Consider the following 24,893-nt stretch of genomic DNA (forward strand, 5'->3'; position numbering starts at 1 on the left):
CTAAGTTTGGAATGACTCATGTTACCTATCATTATTTTTGTAATGCTTGATAGCGTTTCATTGCTTCTAAAAAATAGTAGTCGGCATAGGTAAGAGGCACATCTATCTCTGTTTTTTCGGGAATATGTCCTACACAATGTTCAATCAAAAAGCCTCCATTAGTGCCTATTTTGGCTTTGTAGGGTGGTTTTGATAGTGCAAAAAGCATCTCTTCGGCATTACTGATGTATTCCTTTTTTAGGGAATTATTGACGTAAGTACTCAATTCTAATAAAGCCGAAGCCATTACAGCAGCGGCAGAGGCATCACGAAGGGCATCGGGAATATTAGGGGCATTAAAATCCCAATAAGGTATTTTGTTGGTAGGAAGATTAGGGTGTTTAAGAATAAACCGAGCGATATTTTTGGCCTGTTCCAAATACATAGGGTTTTGGGTAGCACGATACATTACAGTATAGCCATATAACCCCCAAGCTTGCCCTCTTGCCCATGCCGATTCGTTGGCATAGCCTTGAGCAGTTCTTTTCTGCTGAACGTCGCCTGTTTGAGCATTATAATTAATGACATGATACGAGCTAAAATCTGAACGAAAATGATGCTTCATTGTGGTATTGGCATGGGTAACGGCTATGTTGTAGTAGCTAGAGTCGCCTGTGGCTTGTGTTGCCCAGAAAAGAAGCTCTAAGTTCATCATATTGTCGATAATCACAAGGTAATCATTATTATGAGAATCCCATGATTTGATACAACCCACTGTCGGGTTAAAGCGAGAGGCTAGCGATTTGGCACTTTGTATCAAAATATCTTTATGGGTTGGCTTCGGGGCTATATCTTTTGCGTTTCCAAAGCTACAAAACATCATAAAACCAAGGTCATGAGTTGTGGTATTGAATTTTTCTTTTTCTAGTATATTCAATATACGGTTGGCTTCCTTCAATAAAACAGAGTCTTGGGTTTGTTGATAAATATATAGTAGCGAACCTGGGTAGAAGCCACTGCACCACCATTCTGAGCCACTAAATTGGTACTGTCCTGTTGTTGGGAAATAGGTTTTCGGGAATTTATCTTGGGGCAAATGATTCATCAATACTTTGTATTGTTGGGCGGCATCAATAAAATTCTGGTCGATAATTTTTAATAAGGCCTTTCTACTTGGGTGCGTTGAGGGGTTTTGACCAAACAACGTAAAAGTTGTTACAAAAAAGCAAACTGTAACAAGATAGAGATAAGAAAAATGTTTTTTCATGAAAAATGTATCTATAAATCAATGTATTACCTACAAGTATTTATTTTATGTTCTTTTTAACTTGATTTAATTCAAAAACTTCTACCATTTGGGCAGGAATATCGGCTTTACCTTCTCCGTCGGCTTGCTCTACTCGTTGTACAAAAAGGTGTAAAGCACCTTTTTCCTTCCAAAGCTCGGTGTCGTAGGTAGGCTCCCACGAACCAACGTAGGCTGGGTCAATATCTTGGATTTTCCATTGATTTTTGATGAGATTGTTGCAAGCCGCTACCGATACTTTGTTGCCACGTTCGGCATCTCTAAAAATCAATAAGGCCGACAAAGTATTGTTGGGGGAAGGCCAAGCTATAATTTGTGGGCGTGCAATAGGGATGCGTTTTGTACCCATGCCCCCAAGGCTAAAGGGTGTTTTACGAAAACCTAAGTTTTTGATTTGCCATTTTTTGCTATCCAAATAAATTAAATGGTATTGTGGCACCGTACTATTGGCTTCACGATAATAGGTAGCAATATAAGGATTGCCATTGGCATCGGCTACCATAGAGGTTTGATTGATAAGCTCACTTTTTTCTGGAATTTTGGCAGCATATTCAGCATTTTGTGCAGTAATAGGTAACTGATATCTTTTGCCTTGCGAGGTTTGCCACGTTTTGCCGCCATCTTTTGAGCAAGCATATCCCATATCGTGGTTACTGGCAACATCGGCACTTTCACGCCAAACCCATGACAAATGAATAGTACCCTTGGTATCTAAACAGGCTTGCCAATAGGCATTTCGCTCGCCTTCGCCATCAATCAGGTTTTGCTGAATAGTTGTCCATTTTTTGGTACGAATATCATAGCTATTCATAACCAAATTGCCTTGCCCCGAAGCTCCGTTTCGATAGAAAAACAACAAATTTCCATTGGGTAAGCGATAAAACTCTGGATAACTTAGTTTCTGCTCGTTTTGTCCCGTCATGATTTGTTTATCTCCCATTTCGAGCGACAAAGGCTTGGTACTGATAGCATATCTGAGTGGGTTGTTGTGGTGATCCCAAGCCAGATGTACATACCCGAGGCCATCAATCATCATACTAATAGTATTATGAGCATCGCTAACATTGCCTTTAAAGTTGGTTGTTTTTAATTCCCAGTGTTTATCTGTGATCTTACGTTTGCCCAACACTACATATCCGTTCATATTATAATAGGTCACAAACTGATACTCTTTGTAGGTAACCAAAGCGTTTTTACGAAAAATAACGGCATTAACCGAATTGTTAGCCCAGCCTTTTGCAACTTCCGTTTTGTGGGTAGTAAGGTTTTGTGCTGAAATATGATAAACAGCCAAACACCAACAGGCTATCACAGATAATAAATTCACTTTCATGAGATAAAACGGGTTTACAATGTGTATACTAAGCAATTAAGTAATCGTATAAAAAAATCGGCTTTGCTATGGGTAGTATACTCTGTAGCTAGATGAACGATTACTTTGGAAGAGCAATTTATGGGTTATAGCTGCTTAATTGCCACTGTTCTTGCCATTTGATTACTGGCTGATTATTTTCAAATTCAATGGGTAGCCATAAATATCGGCTATCTTTCAAATCTTTAGGATTCCATTTGTCGGCCATAAAGATAAAGGCATTTTTTTTATCTTTCAATGGTAAAATATAAGTTGACTGCCCGCCAAAGGTTTTATTAGCCAGAGGGCCTTGCATGGGGTCGTCGAGCAATTTCCAAGGGCCAAACAACGACGAAGCAACGTGCAAACTGGCTTGGTTGGGCTCCCAACCTGTACAACCACTTGTAATGAGGTAATACAAATGGTTTTTCTTGAAAATGGCAGGAGCTTCACGATGATTGCTAAATAGTAGGCTATCTTGTTGGGTGGCATCCAGATAATCGTCGGTAAGCTTGACGATGCGTAAATCATAGTTTTCACGAGCCGAGTAAATATGATAAGCCGAGCCGTCATCGTCGAGATACAGGGTCATGTCTCTGGACATATTGCCGTTGGGACGAAAACTTTTGAGGTAGCGAAAAGGCCCCGTAGGAGTGTCGCTGATAGCAATGCCCGCACGAGCAGCCTTGTAGCCTTGATTGGGTAGTTCTAAATGAAACCACATTACATATTTTTTGGTCTTGGTATTATAAATCACTTTGGGGCGTTCGATAAGCCCACCTACTGCAATTTCGCTATTGGGATCATTGGATTTTGGCAGAGCCAAGCCTTCGTTTTTCCAATGGTACAAATCCTTGGACGAATACACACTTACGCCTTCCGATGCCGAAGTACCTCGTTTTTCACCATACCAAAAGTACGTTTTATTGACAAGTAACAAACCGCCCCCATGAGCATTGATTACTTCATGATTGGTATCGTACCAAAGTGCTCCTGTATTAAATTGGGGTGGTTGTTTAGGGCTTTGTTTTTGTGTTTGACAGCCCGATAGCATAGCGATAGTACCAAGTATTACGCTAGTAAATAAAAATCTCATACGTTTGTTTAGGGTTACAATTATACAAATAGATAGAGGCTTGCTATAAATAAAGCTTAATACTCATGATTCTACTGGAATAATTATGGATATAAAATAGTTGAATTGTACAAAATTATGCTTTGTTATTTATACAGATAGGGTCTTTTTCGTCAAAAATAAGGGGATAAATTAGTCTGCAGGGTTTATAATATAAATCAGATATTGTTTGTTGGAAAAGAATGGAACAAAAAAAGAGCCCTCATACCAATGAGAGCTCTTGGATATAATATTAGTTAGGTATGTCCTGACACCAATCAAATTTCAAAAATAGTAATAGGTATACAAAACATACTCAAGTTTCTGCCACAAATTCTATGCCGTCTTATTTGATAGATTGCAGTTCTTTGCCTGCAATATCTTCCCAGCGGTAGAAATGAAAAGTTTTATCGTCGCTCATTACTACAAATAGTCCTTTTTTGAAAGTTTTGTTAAAAGGAATTGCTATTGTTTCAGAGCCATCGCTGTGCGATGCTTTTACGGTTACGACTTTCAATAATTGATGTTCGTGAGGGTTTGATACACTACCTTCTCTGCTAAAAATATGAAATTTATTTGCTCCTTGATCCGACACAAGGATATAACCCGTAGTAGAGGAAAGTTGATAAATCGAAATACCTTCGTGGTCTTCGGTAAAGCCTTGTGTAGCAAAAAGTGCCAACTGCTGGTTTCCTTTATTGGGGTCGGCGTAGTATTTACGAACGCCAACACCTTCGTCTGAATAATAGATATACCCCAAGGCATCGTCGACGGCAATAGATTCAATTTCTTTTTTGCCACTATACTCACCAAATTTACGAACTAAAGTGGCTTGTATTTGGCCTTTGCCATTGTCGGCCAAAAGGTATTGCCACAAATAGCCACCTGTAGTGGGGCCATTTTTACGACCTACAATGGCATAGATTTTACCTTCAGGGTTTTTGTAAAGGGCTATGCCCATCAAATCCCTAAACTCAAGCCCTTCTTCTCCTTCAAAAACTGGAATACCTCCATTGTCGATAGGCTTCATTTCTGGCAAAGCAAATATACGGAGTTTGTGGGTGATGCGTTCTGTTGTAACGGCAATATCGGTAGGCTTGCCGTTGAGCTTTAGCCCATATTCAATATCTACGTTATTGGGACGTTTTAGGTTACGTACAACTTTATTGGCAATAATTTTCCCTTTTAAATCAAAAACATACAAGGCTCCATCTTGGTTTTTGTCGGTGCCTAATATCAAACTTTTGTTGGGGTTTTGGGGGTTTACCCAAATAGCAGGGTCGTCGCTGTCGTGTTTGAGGGTATCTGTCACAAAAACGGGTTGAATAACGGTATTGGCAGACGAAGGAATTTGTGCTTTGCAGGCTTGTGAAACGACAAATATCATCAGAAAGATACTTGCTTGGAGTTTGGTCATAAGAAATAGTGATTTGATATGTTATGGAATAAGTAGTTCATGTATTGAAAAATCAATAGTGTGTCTATCGTTTGGTGAATGGGTAGTACCCAATAATCAGTAATAGCAAAATCCTTTTCGGATATTTCTATTAGCTTGCATATTCATTGGCAAGCTAACAGAAATATACCAATTGGTGAATACATGCTTGACGATTGGCAAAAATTCAAAATATGGCTAGATGTTTATTTAGAATAGAATCTATTTCAAGCATAATAAACAGTTTTGGGTTGAAATATCATTCTTTAGCAAAATAGGCTATTATTTTGTACCAAAAGCCCCAATATAGTTGGCAGGCTCGGGCGAAGTATAGGTTTTGCCATTGGCCAATAAACCATTTTTAAAATGTCTGGTAAATTCGGTAGTACCTTTGCCCAAAGCTGGCGAACCTGTTTGTAAATGGAAATCCCAATTGGTATCGAAATTAGGACTCATTTTATCGGTAGCCACAGGGTAATTCACAAATTTAGGGTCATTGTCTCCTGCTTTTTTACCAATAATATCGTTTGTACCTGCAATAATTTCACTGTTTGGCTGAAACTGATCAACGCCATCTTGTGTGTAGCTGTAATAAAGCGTATTTTTAAAGACCGACGTTTTGGTATCTTCTGGTTTTTTTACATCTCTTTTTATGCCGAATCTACAATTGGCCAATAGGTTGTTGTACATTTCACTATGCACACTTGCCTCTACCCAAATAGACCCACCTTTTACCGAAGGTCGTCTCCAGCCATTGTTTAGCAAAGTATTGTTATAGGCTACTATATATGCTTGTGGGGTTCTATCGCCTGCATTAGACAATTTCAAGCCGTTGGTATTGGTGCTATAAATAAGGTTGTAAGCAATATCGGCCAAGCAGCCTGATTTAATATTGATAGCCTCGCCACCTGTAACGCCAGTAGTATAGAATTTATTATTGCTAAAAATGATACTACCACCTTCCAAGTACGTACAGTCTTCGTTGAAATTACGGATAGTACTATTTACAACAATCAACTTGCCTGCCACATTCGAGAACCAGATGGCTGGTACGTTTTCGCCACTGAGGGCTTTGTACAAACCTAATTTAACAGATGTTGAAGCCTCGGTAGTGGTATTGCCTCCATATTCCAGAATTACGTTGTCGAGTACCAACTCTGTGCAAGATTTGCTGGCCAAAATACCACCCCATAATTTACCAAATTTATACTTTTCGGTGCGGGCTGCTTCTGGAACTGTGATTTTTACAGGACTTGTGCTTGTGCCTGTTGCATAGAGGTTGCCATTTACCACAAATTCGGGCTTGGCGGTGGTATCCATCAATACAGTAACGCCTTCTTCGATAGTAAGGCTTTTGCCCGCAGGAATTAAAATATCGCCTTTTACCTGAATAATGCTACCTTTTTTCCATGTTCCCGATACTTCACCCGTTACAGATTGTTCTTCGGGTTTTGGAACAACGGTTTCGCTAGAGTTATCGTTTTTTGTACAGCTTGTGCATAGCGATGCCAGCAACAAGACACTTGCTAAAATGCTTGAAGTTTTCATAATGATTTGATAATGAATTAATTGAATTAAAGTTTGTACCTAACGCCTACAATATAGCTGCGTTGGTAATAATCTTGTCTAATGAGTGTTTTGTTGTTTTGGGCGGCTTGTTCTGGAATATTGTTGTTTACAGGGTTGGTATTTTTGATATATACTTTCAAAGGGGTATTTAGTAAATTATTGGCTTTTACAAAAAGAATCCATTTGCTGGTAATACTCTTTTCTACAGAAGCATCCATTTGGATAAATGCCTGCTGCCATAAGTCGTTGTCCAAAAACTGTGAAACGGTATTGATACGTTCGCCAGTATAAGAACCAGCCAATTGGGCATCCCAGCCAAGTTTACTATTTTTATAGAGCAACGAAATATTGCCTACATGTTCAGACTGGCCATAAAGTGGGCGAGTTTGATTGACACTGCGAGGTTCTAGGGCATTAGTTTCATTTCTTATACGAATAATTTTTTTGGTTGTTATCGACGAATTGGTGTAGGTATAATTAGCTTTGATACCAAAGTTTTGGTAATATTTGATAAGGTCTAGTTCTAAGCCAAAATTGGTGGCTGTTCCAAAGTTGCCTGGCGTATAAAAAACGTCTTGTCCACGAGTTTCATCAACTTGGAGGGTATATTCAATAGGATTTTGGATATTTTTATAGAAAACACCTGCCATAAATTGGTCGGCTGCGTTAGGAAAAATCTCATAACGTAAGTCAATGTTATCGGCTACGGCTCTTTTCAAATCGGGATTACCTCTTTCCTGAAATTCTTCATTGACAATTTTGCCTGGTACAATTTCAAAAAAGCCTGGGCGATTTATAGACCTAAAATAAGAGAATCGCAAATTTTGCTGATCCTGAAGAGCATATTTTAGGTTGATACTCGGCAGAATATCTACATATTGTTGATTACCTGAAGGGCGACTTTCGCCTAAAGGGTATTCCATGTCGTACCCTTGATTGGTTTGTTCTACTCTTAAGCCCGTAATAACCTGCCATTTTTCAGATTGGAGCTTGGCCATAGCATATCCAGCCGCAATTTGTTCGCTAGCTTTGTAATTAAGTGCCGAAGCTACAGTTCCTCTTGGGTTTTCTAAGTTCCACTTTACATCGCTGTATTGTGTAAAGTCTTTTCCGTATAAAGCAAAAGGATTAATAGGCTTGAAAAGATAATTATTATAAAAATTGCTTCGTTGTTTGTACCTAAAAAGCCCCCCAATACTTAGGTCGATAGGCAAGTTTTGCCATGTCGTATTTTTGGTAAGGTTGAGGTACGAAGCCCAATCTTGGTCGGTATTGCTTTCCCAACGCCTATTACTTTCTTGTGGATAGGTTATGGTTTCTTGAAAATTGCGTCTAGTTCCTAGAAAACTTACATTGGTATTTTCGGGTAAATTGTTGCTAGCCCTCGAATATACCGCCGACCAGTTAAACAACAGGTCTTCCTTGATTTGGTGTTTTCCCTGTAAAGTACTATTCAGGATTTGTTGGTCGGTAATACGGCTTCTTGTAGCAAAAGTAAGGCCTGCATTTCCTGTAGTTGCATCGTATCCTCCCGACGAAAAATCAGTTGTTTTGGTATTGCGTAATTGAATATTTTTCAGATTCATATAGGCATTGTACCACTGCAACTTACTTTTGTTGCTAAGTTTATAATCAATTTTGCTATGAATACCCAAGCGTTGTTGCTGTTCAGAATATTCACGTTGTGCCAAACTGGTAACTCTCGATGTTTTTTCGGTATCGTACACTGTCGAAGCGTAGAAGTCGCTGTTGCTACCACGGTAGGTATTTTGGTAGCTGGCTGCCACTACTACCCCCAGACGGTTGTTTAGGTATCTATTTCCTACCGACCCACCCCCAATAAGGTTTGGCATAGCCTGATGGCTCGTAAAATCTAATAAGGTATTTGAAAAATCTTTTGTTGTGGCCGAATAGCTACTTCCAAAACGTTGGTAAGGCGATAAGCTTTGTGCTTGGTTGGTAGCAAAACCGTTGAACGAACGGTTCATAAATAGTTCGCTATAGCCTGTAGCTAAATTGGCTTTTATTTCTAACTGAGTAGGGGCATCTTTCATAACCATATTGATAACGCCACCCATGGCATCGCCTTCCATGTCGGGTGTAAGCGACTTAGACACTTCCAAGCGACTAAGCAGCTCGGCTGGGAAAATATCGAGCGGAACGTAACGATATTTGTTATCGGGGCTTGGAATTTTAATACCATTTACCAAGGTATAATTATATCTTTTGTCCATACCTCGCAAAATAGCATACTGCCCATCGCCATTGCTATTTCTTTCGATAGAAATCCCCGATACTCGTTGTACTAAATTGGCAACGGTTAAATCGGGAGAAATTTCTATGGCCTTGCCCGAAACAATATTCATGAGTTGGTTAGCTTTGCGTTCGCTTTGGCGGGCGGCATTTTCAGAAGACTTATCGGTAGTGGCAGTTACTACAACTTCGTCGAGGGTTTGTTTGCTATCCGTTTCCATTTCTATTTTCATAAAACGGCTAGGGGTATTTACGACAATTTCCTGCTGAAAACTTTTGTAGGATATATAGTTAACCTTGAGGGTCTATTTGCCATAAGGGATATTTTTGATACTAAACGACCCGTCGAGACCAGCTACGTCATAACCTCCTTTTTTTTCTAAACGTACTGTTGCACCCACTAGCGGCTCGCCTGTTTGTTGGTCGATAATACTTCCTCTAAAACTAGAAGTTTGTCCAAAACTAAGGTGGGTAATCAGTAAGCAAATAAAAACTAAAGCTTTGTTCATAATATGTTTTGATTCATGGTTTGTCGAACCATCTGTTGATTTTCAGAGCTACCTATTTTGTTTAAAAGGCGTGTGCTATTTGATGAAGCAAAGGTGCATATACTCTTGTTTTATTTGCAAATTGGGGTCGTTACAAAAAGGAAACAGCGTTACAAATAGCGTTAACAAAAAAGCAACAACGTTAACAACTTGTTTTTAATATATTGATTATCAGTTATTTGTATTTTATTTGATGATACATTATCAAATTGTTAACGTTACATTTCTAAACGGTAAAGAGTTATAAAGACTGGATAAAAGTGGATAAATTTTCGCCTTGGGGTAGATTCAGCTTTTTGCGAAGCCTATAACGAATCACTCGGAGGCTGTCGGGCGAGATACCCAAAATAGAAGCAATATCGTTGGAATTAAGATTCATTTTTAACAAGGCAATAAGTCGTAAATCATTGGCGGTGAGTTGTTCGGAATGGTTTTTGAGTTTGGTCAAAAAACTTTGATGAACTTGGTCAAATATATTGCGGAAATCCTCCCAGTATTGGTCGTGGTCAAAACTCTGGTTAATATCCTGCATGATTTGTCGGAGGTTTCGTTGCGAGTTTTTACGGTCGTCTTTTACAATTTCTTCAAGGCGCTGGTACAGTTTTTCTAACAATTGGTTTTTCTGAATTACATGAAGCGTATGCGTACTTAATTCTTTGGTTTTTGTTTCCAGAAGGTTTTTTAGGTTTTCTTCCTCCAATTGTTTGTTTTTTAAGGCGGCGGCCATCAAATCTTGTTCTTTTTCAAAAACCTTTTGCTTTTGTTCGTTGATATAATGCTGGTTTTTGATTTTCATTTTTTGTCGATTAATCACTACAAAGCCAAGAATAATAAGCAAAGCAATAACAATCACCCCCGAAATCCCCAGTATTTGATTGGTTCTACTAATATTGTCGAGGCGTTCTATTTCATTGTTTTTTTTGGCTATATCGTACATTACCTGCAATACAGCGATTTGTTGGTTGCTTTTTTCTGAATAAATATCAAGAGTCATTTTGCGGCTAACTTCCAAGTAATAATAAGCACTGTCGTTGCGTCCTAGCATATTCAAGGCACGGGCAATGTCGCGATACGCACTAGCTTCTTGGTATTTTTCATGTAGCTTTTGAGCCAGTTTTAGGGCTTCTTTTGAATAGGTCAATCCCTGTTTGATAGCCCCTGTTTTGCGAAGTACATCTCCCAAATTATTCAATACTTCAATTTGAGCGAGTTGGTCGTGGGTTACTTGGTTGATTTTGAGTGATTGAGAAAAGTAATAGTGGGCTGAATCGTACTGAGCCAAATCTTCAAAGATACTACCGAGGTTCTCATAAATTTTGGCAATACCCGTTTGGTTATCAATTTTTTTATAATAGTTGATGGCCTTTCGTTGAAAATACAAGGCCGAATCATATTTTTCTTGCTTTTCGTAGAGATGCCCTATTTTGCCAAAAGTATGAGCCAAGCCAAGGTCGTTATGTTTATTTTGGAAAATATGCAGGGCCTCGTCGTATTGTAATTTGGCTAGTTTTAGGTTGCGGTTATAATAATATAGCAACCCCAAGTCGTTGAGGTTATAGGCCAAAAGCTCTGTTTGATGCTGATTTTTGAAAAGGTTATTGGCTTGTAAATGAAATTCTAAAGCCTGTGGATAATGCCCATAATGATAGCATAGCTGACCCATTTGTTGTAGCAATTGAGCTGCCAATACAAAATCCTGTTTGTCAAAAGCCTGATTATATTTGTTTTTGAGTTGTAAAAGTCGTGTGTCGGGATTGGTAATTGTAGACTGAAAAATCTCTTTATCGCTACTTTGTGAATAGGCGGTAAACCACATTAGTCCAACCATTACCAATAAAGCAAACTGTACTTTTGAATAAAAACCTGAAAGGGTACATCCAAGTGAATGTAAAATAAATAACATATTGTTCTGTGCTTGAAATTTTTGTTAAATTTCAGTGAAGAATTTTGTACAAAAGCAGAAAACAGGAAAGCTTAATAATTATTTAATACCCTGTTGGAGTAATTACATACGTTATAAAAGTATTCAACCAACTACAAAACTACAGGTTATTAACCCATGTGTGGTTTTGTAATTGGTTGAATATTAGAAAACTATATATTATATTTTGATACCTACCGAAGCTATAATACTGCGGCCATCCGACGACCAGATACCAGCACCAGGGTACATTGTTGGCCTTTTGGTGAAGTATTGTTTGTTGGTTACGTTATTGATACCCAAGCGAAGTGTGTAGTTTTTATTGATACGATAAGTAGCATTGATGTCGAGCAAACTATACGATGGCACTAAACCTTTAGCACCGTTGACGGTAGGCGTTTCGGTATTAAGGGCATCGGCATACGATTTTCCTACATAGCTGTATTGAATAGTGGCGTTTAGTTTTTGGTAGTTTAACTGAAGACCATTGCGAGAAATCCAGTTAGGAACACCCTCTAAGCGTTTGCCTTCTACCGAAGTGTTTTCGCCGTTAACAGCAACACTTGCTTTTTGATATTTAGCATCGAAATATGAAGTTGACGTAAAAACTGACAAATTCAAGCCTGATTGTACTTCGTTTTGACTTTGGAGAAACTGATATTCTATATACGACTCTATACCACGTGTACGGCTATCACCAATATTGGTTCTAAAAATATACGATTGTTTATTTTCATCTTCTAGTACTACTTGTCCTAAGCGGTTATTGTATTGGATTTGAAACACGCCAATATCGTAAGTTAAACGATGGTTGAGTTTACCTGTAATACCTGCTTCAAGGTTATAACCATAAGCATCTTTGAGATTTTTGTCTATTCTTTCCAAGACAGAGCTAGGAATAATATCTTTGAAAACCACTGGACGATACGCCTGTGCAAAACCTGCATACAGCCTATTTTCGGTATCTATTTTGTACTGCCAGTTGATACCCAATAAGGCAAAATGGTGTTTGATAGTCGTAGGAAGGTTTTCGGGTTTATAATAAGAAATCGTTCCGGTCATGTCAGTAGCTCCGTTTTCTACCCTAATACCAGGTGAAAAGCTCATTTTAGGACTTACATAAATCAAGTTTTCGAGGAAGAATGCAATATTGTTTGTTTTAAAATGCAAATCACGCCCCCAAGTAGGGTTGGTTAATGTTAGGTCAAAATCGCTTCCTGTAGTACCCTTACCAAGTTGACGACGGTTGAGGTCGTTGTTCATGTACTGAACACCCCCAACAAGGTAGTTTTGAAGCGAGCCTATTTGATAATGATGTGCTACTCGTAATTCGGACGTATAGCTATGGAAGTTATCAATATCTACCTGACGATTGGCATACTGGCCAGTGCTAGGATTAATGGCATCGGCTACATTGGCAAAGGCATCGAACAATACGCTATTGCGGCTACCCAATACAGCCGAAGTAGTCCATTTGAGTTGAGTATTTGGACTAATCGCCCAATCAACGGTTAGGGAAGGTACATAAATATCAGGGTTAAAGTAATTTCTAGAACGAGTAGCCTGACGGGGGTCGGCTTCAAACATAGCGTCGGTCAATGGCCCCGGAATTTGATAAATATAGCTAGAGCGTCCAAATTCTGCTTTGGCTGTAAGCTTTTTGTTGAATTCGTACACCAAACTAACAAACTGAGATTCAGCATCTGATTTTGAATTTTTTCTATATCCATCCGAATGTCTTTTCTGATAATAGGCCATATAGCTAAGTTTTCCAACTTTGCCACTGATAGCATTATAGGAGCTAAATAAACCATACGAACCTGCTGTATTGAGGCTTTCAAAATGGAATACTCCCGATGTGTCGGCTTGTTTGGTTTTGTAATTAATCATACCACCAAACTGAGCTCCATATTGTAGAGATGACGTACCACGAATTAATTCAATTTTGTCGATTGACTCCATGGCTGGGCTATAGTGGCTAGCTGGATAGCCATACATATCAGAATTGGTAATAACGCCATTTTGACGAATATTGTATTCCCAAGAGCGGTGTGGGTCGAGGCCACGAGTTGCAATATTCACCTGATTACCAGAGCCATCCATGTCATAAACAAATACACCTGGAATTTTGGCAAATATCTGTCGAGCATTTTTTTCGGCAATATTGGCGTTGATTCCTTGTAGGTTGATTACTTCATTCTTCTTACCTGCTGTAACATACGTACCGTTTACTTCGGGAAGTTTTTCTACAGTACTTGGAGTGTTAGTACCCTCTATTATTACTTCTTGTAGGTGATTATTGCCTTCGACTAAAACAATAGCGAGGGCTTCCGACGGAGTTGCTGCAACATGAATAGGCACAATTTGGCTTTGATAACCTACCGACGAAATCAACAATTGATATTTACCTGCTTTTATTTTTTGTAAAATAAACGAGCCATCTTGTGCCGAAATACTACCTTTTCCTAAGCCTTTGATTTGAATAGAAACTCCTTGGAGAGGTTCGCCTTTGTGATTATGGATTTTACCCGAAAAATCGTATAGTGGCTGTTGGGCAATCGCCTGAAAACTAAATATGAAAAAAAAGAGTATTTGATATATTTTCATTTGCTTTAAATTTTAGTCAATAAGATTTAGTGGCATTTATCTAGCGATAAAATGCCACTAAAAGAATATAAAAAGATAAGTGAGTGTACCGATATTTTAAAGGAGTATAACAGCAAGGTTATGAGATACAAGAAAAGCCCGTTATCTCATTCGTACGCTATTTAATACATTGATTGATACCTTTTTAAGTTAAATACTCAAGGCTAGACATAAGCATACACTACTGATGCGGAAAGTGGGAAATAGTGCTATTTTCATCCATAAAAACAGAAGAAAAGGTTTTTTATTTCATACCAATACAATATCCTAGTAATCCGAAAATATCTAGTCGGTGTAATAATTGGCTGATTTTCAGTGTTTAATAGCTCAATTATACACTCACTTATCTATTAGCCTACAATGCTCTGTGTGTTTGGCAGTTGGCTAAAGCGTATAGAGTCAAAAAGTAAAGCTTAGTTTTGGGGTGGGGGTGTTAATAGCTGTAGTGGCACAGCCCGAAACCATAGTATTAGGGTTTGAGCAATAGGTAGAGGATTGTCCCATATCAAAAAAAATACAGAACAAGATTTAAAATTAGGAGAATAATCTTTGATAAATTTTTTTAGGATTTTTCCGACATCACTACTGCTATCGGTGGTATCATTACCAACCTCAGCTTGAATTTTTTGGGCAATAAGCGAAAATCTGTCTTGGGCAGTGTTATTACTTTTCAATACCGTATAAAGGGTATCGTTAAGCAAACGTTGTTCTACAATATTATAAAATTTGTTGCGATATTGATAAAGCCCTTTGTCTTGTTTGGTGTTTTCCCAGACAGTTCTTTGGTAAGGAATAGAAAACGGCAGTTTTACTGTAATGTATTCTTCCGAGCTTGGGTTATCGTCGGTAAATTTATTGCTAAAGTCTTGTTCAAAAGACAACAATGCTACCGTATTGCCCAGCATATTATAGAGCAATAAAATCAAAAATGATATGGCAACAATAGGTTTCAATACACGACAGGAAATTTTACGAAGATACAGATTTTTGAGAAGTTTAAAAATGAGAAAAGTTGATTGGGCTAAAAGTTATTTTCATACATGACAAAGCGTATGACTCAAAATCTTCAATTAATCCCTTTGCTTTGTATAGTTTGTGATAGTTGTTGGGACTCTTTTATGCAGGGATTTTCAATTTATTTGGCTATTTTCGATAAAAAGCAATGATTTGGATAGCGTTTATACTTGTATCTTTGTTTATTAAAGCTAAAAATATACTAAACCATGTACCCTAAATTATGACAGAACACAGAATATTATTACTGTTTTTTCATCCAAGGTTTGAAAACTCCAATGTTCACAAAAAGCTATTGCAGGCCGCTAGCACTTTAAGTACTATTACTATCAGAGATATGTATGAAATATACCCTGATTATAATATTGACATAAAAGCCGAGCAGGCTATTTTGTTGGAACATGATATTATTATTTGGCAGCATCCTTTTTATTGGTATAGCTGTCCGCCATTGATGAAACAATGGATAGACCTTGTTTTGGAACACGGCTGGGCCTATGGCCGAACGGGCAATATGCTGAAAGGCAAATGTGTGATGAACGTACTGTCGTCGGGAGGAAAGTTTGAGAGCTATCAGGAAAATGGTAAAAACCGCTTTACGTTTAGAGAACTGCTGAGCCCATTTGACCAAACGGCTTTTTTATGTTATATGGACTATTTGCCTCCTTTTATTGTTTCTGGAGCTCATCAGATCACCGACGAAAGTTTGGAAGAATACAGCATTAGGTATATCGAGGTTTTAAATTTTCTTCAATCTACAGATTGGGATATTCAAAAGTTGACCTCTATTCAACATTTTAACGATTTAAACTTTGAGATATGGCAGGAGAAATTTTACAAAACGGTTTAATTTACTTAGGTGCGGCTATTATTTGTGTACCTGTGGCCAAAAGGCTTGGTATTGGTAGTGTATTGGGCTATATCTTTGCGGGCATTATGATTGGGCCATTTGTGCTGCATTTAGTGGGGCATGAAGGTGAAGATGTCATGCACGCCACCGAATTTGGGGTGGTTATGATGCTTTTTGTGATTGGTTTAGAGCTTAGCCCTCAGGCATTTTGGAAAATGAAAAATCGTATTTTAGGATTAGGAGGTTTACAGCTTTTACTTTCGGCGATAGCTCTTTTTCCTGTATTTTATTTTTTGTTTTCTTTTTCATTGAATGCTTCATTGGCTTTGGCTTTTTCGTTTGGTATGTCGTCTACGGCTATTGTGTTACAAACCTTAAAAGAAAAGAGCCTGGAAAAAACAGAAGCGGGGCAGTCATCTTTTTCGGTATTGCTATTTCAGGATATTGCTGTAATACCGTTATTGGCTATTTTGCCTTTACTGGCGGGTGTAGCACCTACCCAAACGGTTGTTTCTGAACAGCCTATTATTGCATTTTTACAAACACATACCAGTATTACCATTATTGGAGCGGTATTGTTGATTTTTATTATTGGTCAATTTTTTATCAATCCATTATTACATTATATAGCCAAAACGGGTGTTCGTGAATTGTTTACGGCTTCGGCTCTTTTTATTATTATTGGGGTTTCGTGGTTGATGACACAAGTAGGCATTAGTGCGGCACTTGGGGCTTTTATGGCAGGGGTTTTGTTGGCCAATAGCGAATTTAGGCACGAACTAGAAAGTGACGTTGAGCCATTTAAGGGCTTACTCTTAGGGGTATTTTTTACAGCTGTTGGTTCTACGATTAATTTTAATGTATTAGCCGAAAAAACAACTCAGATAATGATGGCTGTAGCCAGTATTATGCTGTTGAAAGGTATTGCATTGGCATTGATAGGCAAATACTACAAAATCAGTGTTACGCAAAATGTACTATTTGCCTTGTTACTCTCGCAAGTGGGCGAGTTTGTGTTTGTATTGTTGGGGTCTATACTGCAATTTAAGCTTATAGACAAGGCTCAGTCCGATTTTTTTATGGCAACAGTTACGCTTAGTATGATAGTGTCGCCATTGTTGTTGTTTGTTTATGAAAAATTTATTGCAAGCTATTTGACACCAATAACCAAAGCCAATAAAGATTACAAAGTAAATCCCGACGAGGAGCATCAAATTATTATAGCAGGTTTTAGCCATTTTGGAAGTACTATTGGGCGTTTTTTGCGAGCCAACAATGTTAATGCTACAATTCTGGATAGCGATAGCGACCGTGTTACTTTTTTGCGGAAAATGGGCTTCAATGTCCATTTTGGTGATGCCACTCGATTAGATTTATTGGAAGCCGCAGGGGCTGCCAAAGCCAAAATTCTTATTTCTGCTATTGATTCGCCAGATAAAACCATGGAATTGGCCGAACTCGTCAAAAAGCATTTCCCTCATATCAAGCTATTTTTAAGAGCCAAAAATAGAGACGATGCCTTTGATCTGATAGAAAAAGAGTATGAACATGTATATCGTGAAAGTCTTCATAGTTCGGTATACATGGGGGTCGACGTACTAACTGCCCTTGGGCATCGCAAATACACCGTAACCCGAAAAGCCAATGACTTTATCAAATACGATACCCAGGCTTTACAAAGATTAGTAAAAACCAAAGATGATATACCTACCTATATTTCGAGTGTACGGGAGGAAATAGCCAATGAAGAACGTTTGCTTAATGAAGATTCTAAATTTATGGAAACGGAATTGGACAACGCATGGGATAATTCTTCACAAAAGAAATATGAAATAGGTAGAGAAAGATACAGTGACTCATAGAGTTAGTGTTTTGATAATCAGTGAAATAGAATAATTAAACATGCGTCATCCCGAATTTAGAATAGAGGCCTTTTGTTTGCTCTAAATATTCGGGATGAGGCATGTTTGCATGTTAAATTTCAGAATCAATCATTCACTAAATTTTGATTCTTTCGGATATTTTACAAATATCAAAAGCTGCTTTCTGAATATTAACATACTGCTCAGGAATAAGCAATATACCTTCATCTTCATGCTTATGATGATTTTTGAGCTGTAACAACTGAAGCTCTTCTACCTTAAAATGGTCTGTTTGAAGTACTTTTATACTAGTTTCTAACAGTTTTTCGGTATTGTCGGCTATGTGTTGAATATCATCGAAGTCGGGGATTTCGTCGAAGTGTTCGAGTACGTACAAGGCCAAAGTAGCCGTATAAGATGAAAACAAGTGATTTAATACCGAAAACTGATGAACCTCTTTGATACTGGTTTGTTTGCTTTTGGGTTCAGAAAACATCCGCTGAAAGGCCGACGCAAGGTTGGCTGTTTTTACGTACACATTTTTGCGAGCAAGCTTGTGGGGTAAGCTCTGAAACTCGTTGCCCAAATACAATCCACGTACTTGTCTGAAATACTGTAAGTTGGCCGATAGCATTTCCACAAGGTTCTTTTTGAGTTTTTCTTTTTCCCAGCTAGGAAACAAAAAGTAACTCGCAATAAACGAAATCCCACCACCAATAAAAGTATCCATTACTCGTTCTTCCAGTACCGAAATGTTACCCATTCCCAAGAAATCGTACAGAATTAGAACAAAAGGGGTCATAAATAGCACGCTAACCACATAGTTTTTGCGTTGAAAACTATACGCTCCTAGCATACAAAACAGCAATATTACAAACAACACCTGCTTGTTGTGCTGATATGAAAGAATCAATAAACCAAAAATAGCACCAATGATAGTGCCAATAAGCCTATGATAATTTCGTTCTTTGGTAAGGCTAAAGGCGGGCTTCATAATCACCATAATGGTAAGGAGAATCCAGTTGCTATGCAAAAAGGCAAAAGATTGGGCAATGATATAGCCTACCAACATTACCAAAGCAACTCTTATTGAATGCCTAAAAATTTCGGAATCGAAAGTGAGGTTTTCTTTAAAAGCCTTGGCTTCGTATTCTTGGTGAGCAATAAAAGGGGTAGTTTCTAGCCCATGAATAGACAAAGATTTTTTCTTGCGGTTTTTAAAATTACCTACAATTTTTTTTAGTCGAAGAAAAATATTTTTGATATTAACCTCTATATTTTTTAAAGCCCCAATACTCAGGGTATTGAATTGTGCGGCATCGGGTCCATTTTCAAGTTCGAGAATAGCATTGTGGAGTTCTTGCAACCTACGAGGAATCGTGGGCGAAAGGTGAGGGGTTGTTCCTAGCTTCATGGCATAGCCAATATTCTCAAGTTCGTCGGCAAGGAGGGTCAAAATTGCCTCATACTTTTGAAGAATCCCGACGCTATCAAATTGCTGATGAAGGTTTTTGTAGTTATAGAACGTAGACATAATTTGCTCGAATAAGTCGATTAAGTCTACAAAAACAACTACCAAAAATCTGCCTTCTTGGGTAGATTCCCGAACAATTTCTCGTGTTTTAAACAACAACTCCCGAACGGCATCTTGTTTTTCGTTTACTACAATTTGGGCTTCAATTAGCTTGGTATAGTTTTCGTCATAATTGATATTTTCTTTATAAAATCCTGCTTTGATTTTCATAAATTTAGCTACCTCAACAATACAATCACCCAAAGATTGTTGGGCCAGCCGATACGGCATAATACGGTATAACGATATACTAAGAGCCGTATACCAAGCACCACCAATGAGGATATACAAAGCATGCAAAATGATTTCATGCAAGGGGCGGCCATCGCCAATGCTGAGTGTCATAACCAGCAATGCGGCTGTACCAATAGAGGCAGCACGCAGGCCATAGACATAAAACATTGAGAAAAAGAAGCTAAAGCCAGCAATAAGAATGCCCAGAAAAATAGCTGATAAATTGGCTAGCCCAGTACAAAGTGCTACAAAACAGACAATCAGCGTAGTAGTGAGCATGGCATTGCGGCGATGCACAATAGGCCCTGGCGAATCAACAACACTGGCACATAAAGCACCTAGTGAAATAGTCATTCCTACGTTTATTTTGTCAAATTCGAGAAGAAGAAGACTAGGAAATAGTACCCCGAAGGTTATTCTGAGTCCATCTCCAAAATAAGAGCTTAATACAAAGTTCTTGACTTCATTGCTGGGACGTTGAGCACTGTAGGGCATAAGTTTCAATATTAAGATTGTCGAAAAACCAATATACCATTAGTTTTTATCTCAAGATTATTATGGCGTTAATGGCATTTTTTCGGATTATAGATGCAAATAAAGTGGGTATTTGTCAATAAAATACCCACTTCTTTGTTTATTCTTGGAATAACTTGATTTGTTTCAAATTGTCGAAAGTAAGAGGCTTGGTAATAAAGCCAAAAACCTCTTCAAAACTATTGGCTTTTTCAATGTCGGAAGGGTTAATAGATGAGCTAACGACATATATTGGGATTTCTTTTTCAAATTTGCCCTTGATATTAGCGTATTCCTCCAGGAACTCCCAACCGTCCATGATGGGCATATTAATATCTAATAAAATCAAATCAGGAATGACATCGTTTGTTGTGTCAAGCTCTTTCAGATAATTGAACCCTGTCAACCCATTCTCAAAAATAATTAGGCTTTTGCAAAAATTCTTAGATACTAATAATTTTTTCACCCAAAATCCATAGATGTTGTCATCATCTATTACACATATTGTTTCTACAGGTTTCATTAAAATGTTATCTTAAATGTTGTACCAATATTCTCTTGACTCGTTACCTCAATTGTACTTCCCATCAAATCTAGCTGGTTTTTGGTTAAAAATAAACCAAATCCTTTTGCATCGGGGTGGTTATGGAAAGTGTTGTACATACCAAAAATCTTTTTACCTTGCTTTTCAAGATTGATTCCCTGTCCGTTATCTTCAAAAGACAATGTTATCTTTTCATTTTCAACGCCAGAACGAATCTTGATAATAGGGGGTAACTTAGGCTTTCGGTATTTGATGGCATTGGCTATAATATTCAAAAAGATGCTTTCTAAATAGGCTGGAATATATTTAATAAAAGGAGCGTCCATAAAATTAGCTTCAATTTGAGCTTTTTGTTGCTGAATATCGGCTAGCAATGCAATACAAGTTTGGTCTAAAACATCTTGAAAATAGATTTTAGTTTTAGGTTTTTGTACTTGTGATTGAATCATTAATACGTCATTGAGGTGAAGAATAGTGTTGCTGAGGTTTCCTGAAATTTTTTTGATGCTTTGTAAAAGCTGAATACGTTCTTCATCGGAGTTGCATTCTTCAATAAAATTGGTTACCATTTCTAGGTTTCCTGTGTGTGACCTCAGGTTATGCGACACAATATGAGCAAAATTTAGCAATTTACTATTCTGTTCATTGATGATTTTCAAAGAATCTTGTAGCGAAAGCTCTTTTTTCTTTTCATCATTTATATCTTTTATTACGCCTCTAATCCCAATTATTTTTTGTTGTTCACTCATAACAGGACTTCCAATGACCCTTACCCAAACTTGGTTTTGGTTGTGAGTCACCAGTAAACAAGTAACATCGAATGGCTTACCATACTGAATCGTTTCGAAAAAAGCGGCTTTTATGATACTTTGTGAGCTTTCATGATAATAACCAAAAGCTTCTTCTAAAGAAGGTGGGTCGTTGAATGGATATTCGTGAATTTCTTTAACCCCCTTCGACCAAAATATTTTTTGGTCATTTAATGATACCTCCCAGCCTCCAATTTTGGCTAACCGTGAAGACTCGGTCAGTAAAAATTCATTACTTTCGAGGCTTGCCCGATAAGCCACTGTTTCAGTTATATCAATAATAGAGCCAGACATTTTGATGGGTTCGGTATCGCTATTCCATTTGGCTTGTCCCGACGATTGAAACCACTTGTATATACCTGATTTGGTAAGTAGTCGGATTTCAGTTTTATAATTTTTTTTCTGATAAAGATGTGCGTATATACAACGGTTGGTTTTTTCTCTGTCGTCGGGGTGAAGTAATACATTCATGAAGGTATTGAACGAAGGCTCTATTTCGTAAGGCTGATATCCCAGCAATTCATAAAACTTGGGCGACCACCACGAGCTATCGTTTTGTAAATCCCAGTCCCAAATTCCCGCATCAATCCCCTTTACAATAAGTTCTAATTCTACTTGATACTCATGATAGGGGTTATTTTCTTTAGGGTTTTTGATAAGATAAGTCACATTGGTGAATGTTCCTATTAGTTTGGTAGCCAGTTGGTTGGAGTCTCTTTGCTGTACAAATCCGTTTAGTTGATAATACACAAACTCGCCCTGTATATTATATAACCGTATTTTACGCTCGAAATAATCGCTAGTACGGGTGAATCCTCGGATAGTCGATTCTTGTAAAAGTGGTAAGTCTAAAACGTAGGTTTTACTTTTGAGGCTGTCTAAATCCGTGATGATATTATTTACCAAGCCAAGTTGATAATTGATATGACTAGAGATATAGAATTCTTGGGTGGATATATCCCAAACCCAAAGATTTGGAATACCAAGCTTGGTAATAGTTTCCCATACTTCGCTGCTTGTTTTCATATATTTTTTTGTGTGTTAAGAGTCCTCTCATATTGTATATGTTTAAATATATGTAGAAATAATGAAATAATTATTGGAATTATCAGATAGGAGAAATGAGTAATATGAGAGATATTTAAGTAAAGATTACGGTAAAATTTCTACAATAATAGTAAGTTTATTTGAGGAGTGTTAACAAATGTCAGGAGAAATTGTCCAAAATATTAAGCTATAAAAATTTATCGACAAAAAATGGTTTTTTATCGATAAATTTTATGATTTTGTCTGTTAATCAATAAGTTCTTTTTCAGATATGTATTTGAAATGCTTGGCTAATAACAAATAAAGTTCATTAGCTGTATGTGGTTTCAATAGGTAATCGTTCATTTTATGTTTAAAAGCAAGCTCTACGGTTTCAAGGTTATTGTCGGCCGAGCTAGCAATAATTGGAACATTAGGTAAGATTTTTCTAATCTCGTCGGTAAGCTCAAAGCCGTTCATGTCGGGCATTTGTAGGTCAATAATAATGAGGTCGAACCGATGCCCTTGTTTGATGAGTTCTAATGCCTCGATCGGTGAGCTGTTTGTTTGAACCTTGATACCTTTTTTGCTTAGATTTCTTGAGATAATTTTGAGGTTAATGTCATTATCGTCGACTGCCAAAACATCGTATCCTTTAAAATCAAAAAGAGTAGAATCGATATTGACCTTGGGTTGTGGTGGTGCCACCTCAAACTGAATAGAGAAGTAGAAATTTGACCCCTTATTGACTTCGCTTTCTACATGAATGGTACTATTGAACAATGCCAAAATTCGTTTGATGATGGCCAAGCCAAGTCCTGTACCTCCAAATTGTCGGGTAGTGAGTGCCGAAGCCTGTGCAAATTCATCGAATATTTTATTTTTTGAATCTTCGGCAATACCTATACCTGTATCTATTACTTCAAATTTGATAGTAATATTTTTTTCATCTACAGGTATTTGTGGCGAAGCCTTAATGGTAATAGTGCCATTTTTGGTAAACTTCACGGCATTCGACACTAAGTTGTTGATTACCTGAACCAGTCGGGTAGGGTCGCCTTTGATATAGGCTGGAATACTTTCGTCTACCTCTACTTTAATTTGATTCTTTCTTTCTTTTGCTCTGTGCCAATTAATTTCAACGATATTGTTGACTAAATCTACTAAATGGAAAGGTATATGCTCTATTTGTACTTTTTGAGCTTCGAGCTTGCTATAATCCAATATATCGTTGATAATCGACAGAAGGGTTTCTCCTGTAAATTTAAGGACTTTCAATGGGGCTTCTTGTTCAGCCCTCGGTGATTCTTCCAACAGTAAATTGATATTGCTCAAAATAGCGTGCAAAGGTGTTCTGATTTCATGGCTCATCATCGACAAAAATACCGATTTTGCTTTTAGAGCTTCTTCCAAATGATTTTTGGCCAATTCCAGTTCACTATTTTTTCGTTCTAAATCGTCCTTAATTTTTTCAAGCTCAAGGGTTTTTTTTCTTAGTTCGAGCTGGCTAATCACCTGATTGGCCAAAGCTTTGAGGGCATCAACCTGTTCAGATTGTAATGTTCTGGGCTTATTGTCGAGTACGCACAAAGTACCAAGTGCATAGCCTTTGGCATTGACAAGCGGAATACCCGCATAAAAAGCAATATTGTGGGGGGCCTCTACAAAAGGGTTATCATGAAAGCGTTCGTCTTTATTGGTATCTTCAATAATTAATGGTTGGCTGGGGTTCAGAATTGTATGGGCACAAAATGAAATATCTCGTGGAGTTTCAGTAATATCAATACCTTGGACAGATTTAAACCATTGACGATTCTGGTCAACAATACTTATAAGCGATAAGGGAGTTTGGCATATTTCCTGAGCAATTTTGGTGATAAATTCAAAATCATCTTCTGGCAAAGTATCTAGGATTTGATAGCTTCTTAGAGCCTCTAATCTTTGCGATTCGTTAAAAGGTAAGCTTGCCTTTATCATAAGTAATTCTATTTTGTGATTAGTACAAATGGCTTAAACCCATCCATATTGATAGTACAAATGAGCTTTGTTGGGAAGTAGACCTCACAACAAACATGCTATCGATGAATAAATCGAAGGTTTATGAAATTTTGAAAATGAGCATATCTCTTATTCTTGGCAAAAGAAAAGAGCATTTTTTTGACTACTTAGGAAGCAATACAAAGGACAAAAATGCCTTTGTTTTCATATAGTTTTATTAGGCTAATTATAATAATATGACGAAAAAAGATAAATTTCGACACAGAGCATTATAGACTAAAGATAAAGAAAAAAAAGTTACTTTGTTTGTATTGATGTTTTTCGTAGAATAATAAATTTTAAAGGAGA

16 protein-coding genes are annotated in these 24,893 nt (G+C 37.6%); 2 read left to right on the plus strand and 14 right to left on the minus strand.

Annotation, left to right across the window (positions count from 1 at the left end):
- Positions 1–31: 31 nt before the first annotated feature.
- The 10 genes from FLEMA_RS0166740 to FLEMA_RS75775 form a co-directional block, all read right to left on the minus strand.
- A complete protein-coding gene (locus tag FLEMA_RS0166740) occupies positions 32–1,246 on the minus strand; it encodes a glycoside hydrolase family 88 protein (RefSeq protein WP_026998204.1) in 1,215 nt (404 codons plus the stop codon).
- Positions 1,247–1,286: 40 nt separating this feature from the next.
- Positions 1,287–2,618 (minus strand): BNR repeat-containing protein, encoded by a 1,332-nt coding sequence (locus FLEMA_RS0166745; protein WP_044175630.1) that lies wholly within the window; start codon positions 2,616–2,618, stop codon positions 1,287–1,289.
- A gap of 118 nt (positions 2,619–2,736) precedes the next feature.
- Entirely contained in the window at positions 2,737–3,732 is a 996-nt protein-coding gene (locus FLEMA_RS0166750) for a glycoside hydrolase family 43 protein (protein WP_026998206.1), read from the minus strand.
- A gap of 364 nt (positions 3,733–4,096) precedes the next feature.
- Positions 4,097–5,167 carry a phytase gene (locus FLEMA_RS0166755; protein WP_081681446.1) on the minus strand — a complete coding sequence of 357 codons (1,071 nt, stop codon included), beginning with the start codon at positions 5,165–5,167 and terminating at the stop codon, positions 4,097–4,099.
- 300 nt (positions 5,168–5,467) lie between these two features.
- Entirely contained in the window at positions 5,468–6,733 is a 1,266-nt protein-coding gene (locus tag FLEMA_RS0166760; protein WP_026998208.1) for a right-handed parallel beta-helix repeat-containing protein, read from the minus strand.
- Positions 6,734–6,759: 26 nt separating this feature from the next.
- The gene (locus FLEMA_RS75765; RefSeq protein ID WP_229359609.1) at positions 6,760–9,240 is read right to left on the minus strand and encodes a TonB-dependent receptor domain-containing protein; all 2,481 of its coding nucleotides are present in this window, start codon (positions 9,238–9,240) and stop codon (positions 6,760–6,762) included.
- A 72-nt stretch (positions 9,241–9,312) separates the two neighbouring features.
- Positions 9,313–9,516 (minus strand): peptidase associated/transthyretin-like domain-containing protein, encoded by a 204-nt coding sequence (locus FLEMA_RS77265; protein WP_229359611.1) that lies wholly within the window; start codon positions 9,514–9,516, stop codon positions 9,313–9,315.
- Between the two features lie 280 nt (positions 9,517–9,796).
- Positions 9,797–11,458 carry a tetratricopeptide repeat protein gene (locus FLEMA_RS0166770; protein ID WP_052354462.1) on the minus strand — a complete coding sequence of 554 codons (1,662 nt, stop codon included), beginning with the start codon at positions 11,456–11,458 and terminating at the stop codon, positions 9,797–9,799.
- A 198-nt stretch (positions 11,459–11,656) separates the two neighbouring features.
- A complete protein-coding gene (locus FLEMA_RS75770) occupies positions 11,657–14,083 on the minus strand; it encodes a TonB-dependent receptor (RefSeq protein ID WP_052354464.1) in 2,427 nt (808 codons plus the stop codon).
- Between the two features lie 452 nt (positions 14,084–14,535).
- Positions 14,536–15,027: a hypothetical protein gene (locus FLEMA_RS75775; RefSeq protein WP_052354466.1), complete on the minus strand. Its 492-nt coding sequence runs from the start codon at positions 15,025–15,027 to the stop codon at positions 14,536–14,538.
- Positions 15,028–15,359: 332 nt separating this feature from the next.
- Here FLEMA_RS75775 and FLEMA_RS75780 point away from each other — a divergent pair, with 332 nt between their 5' ends.
- Both FLEMA_RS75780 and FLEMA_RS0166790 read left to right on the plus strand, forming a co-directional pair.
- The gene (locus FLEMA_RS75780) at positions 15,360–15,986 is read left to right on the plus strand and encodes an NAD(P)H-dependent oxidoreductase (protein ID WP_044175632.1); all 627 of its coding nucleotides are present in this window, start codon (positions 15,360–15,362) and stop codon (positions 15,984–15,986) included.
- Complete coding sequence (locus tag FLEMA_RS0166790) at positions 15,956–17,848, plus strand: monovalent cation:proton antiporter-2 (CPA2) family protein (protein WP_026998210.1); 1,893 nt, start codon at positions 15,956–15,958, stop codon at positions 17,846–17,848. Before FLEMA_RS75780 ends, FLEMA_RS0166790 begins: the two co-directional genes overlap by 31 nt.
- A gap of 136 nt (positions 17,849–17,984) precedes the next feature.
- Here the strand turns inward: FLEMA_RS0166790 and FLEMA_RS0166795 are convergent, their stop codons facing one another.
- The 4 genes from FLEMA_RS0166795 to FLEMA_RS75790 form a co-directional block, all read right to left on the minus strand.
- Complete coding sequence (locus tag FLEMA_RS0166795) at positions 17,985–20,009, minus strand: FUSC family protein (protein WP_229359613.1); 2,025 nt, start codon at positions 20,007–20,009, stop codon at positions 17,985–17,987.
- Between the two features lie 280 nt (positions 20,010–20,289).
- Positions 20,290–20,691, minus strand: a complete 402-nt coding sequence (locus FLEMA_RS0166800; RefSeq protein WP_026998212.1) for a response regulator — start codon at positions 20,689–20,691, stop codon at positions 20,290–20,292.
- Entirely contained in the window at positions 20,691–22,547 is a 1,857-nt protein-coding gene (locus FLEMA_RS76465; protein ID WP_052354468.1) for a PAS domain-containing sensor histidine kinase, read from the minus strand. The genes FLEMA_RS0166800 and FLEMA_RS76465 overlap by 1 nt, the downstream gene beginning before the upstream one ends.
- Before the next feature lie 267 nt (positions 22,548–22,814).
- Entirely contained in the window at positions 22,815–24,524 is a 1,710-nt protein-coding gene (locus tag FLEMA_RS75790; protein WP_052354469.1) for a GAF domain-containing hybrid sensor histidine kinase/response regulator, read from the minus strand.
- Positions 24,525–24,893 lie beyond the last annotated feature (369 nt).

This window comes from Flectobacillus major DSM 103 (assembly GCF_000427405.1).
In the GTDB taxonomy this organism is placed as follows: domain Bacteria; phylum Bacteroidota; class Bacteroidia; order Cytophagales; family Spirosomataceae; genus Flectobacillus; species Flectobacillus major.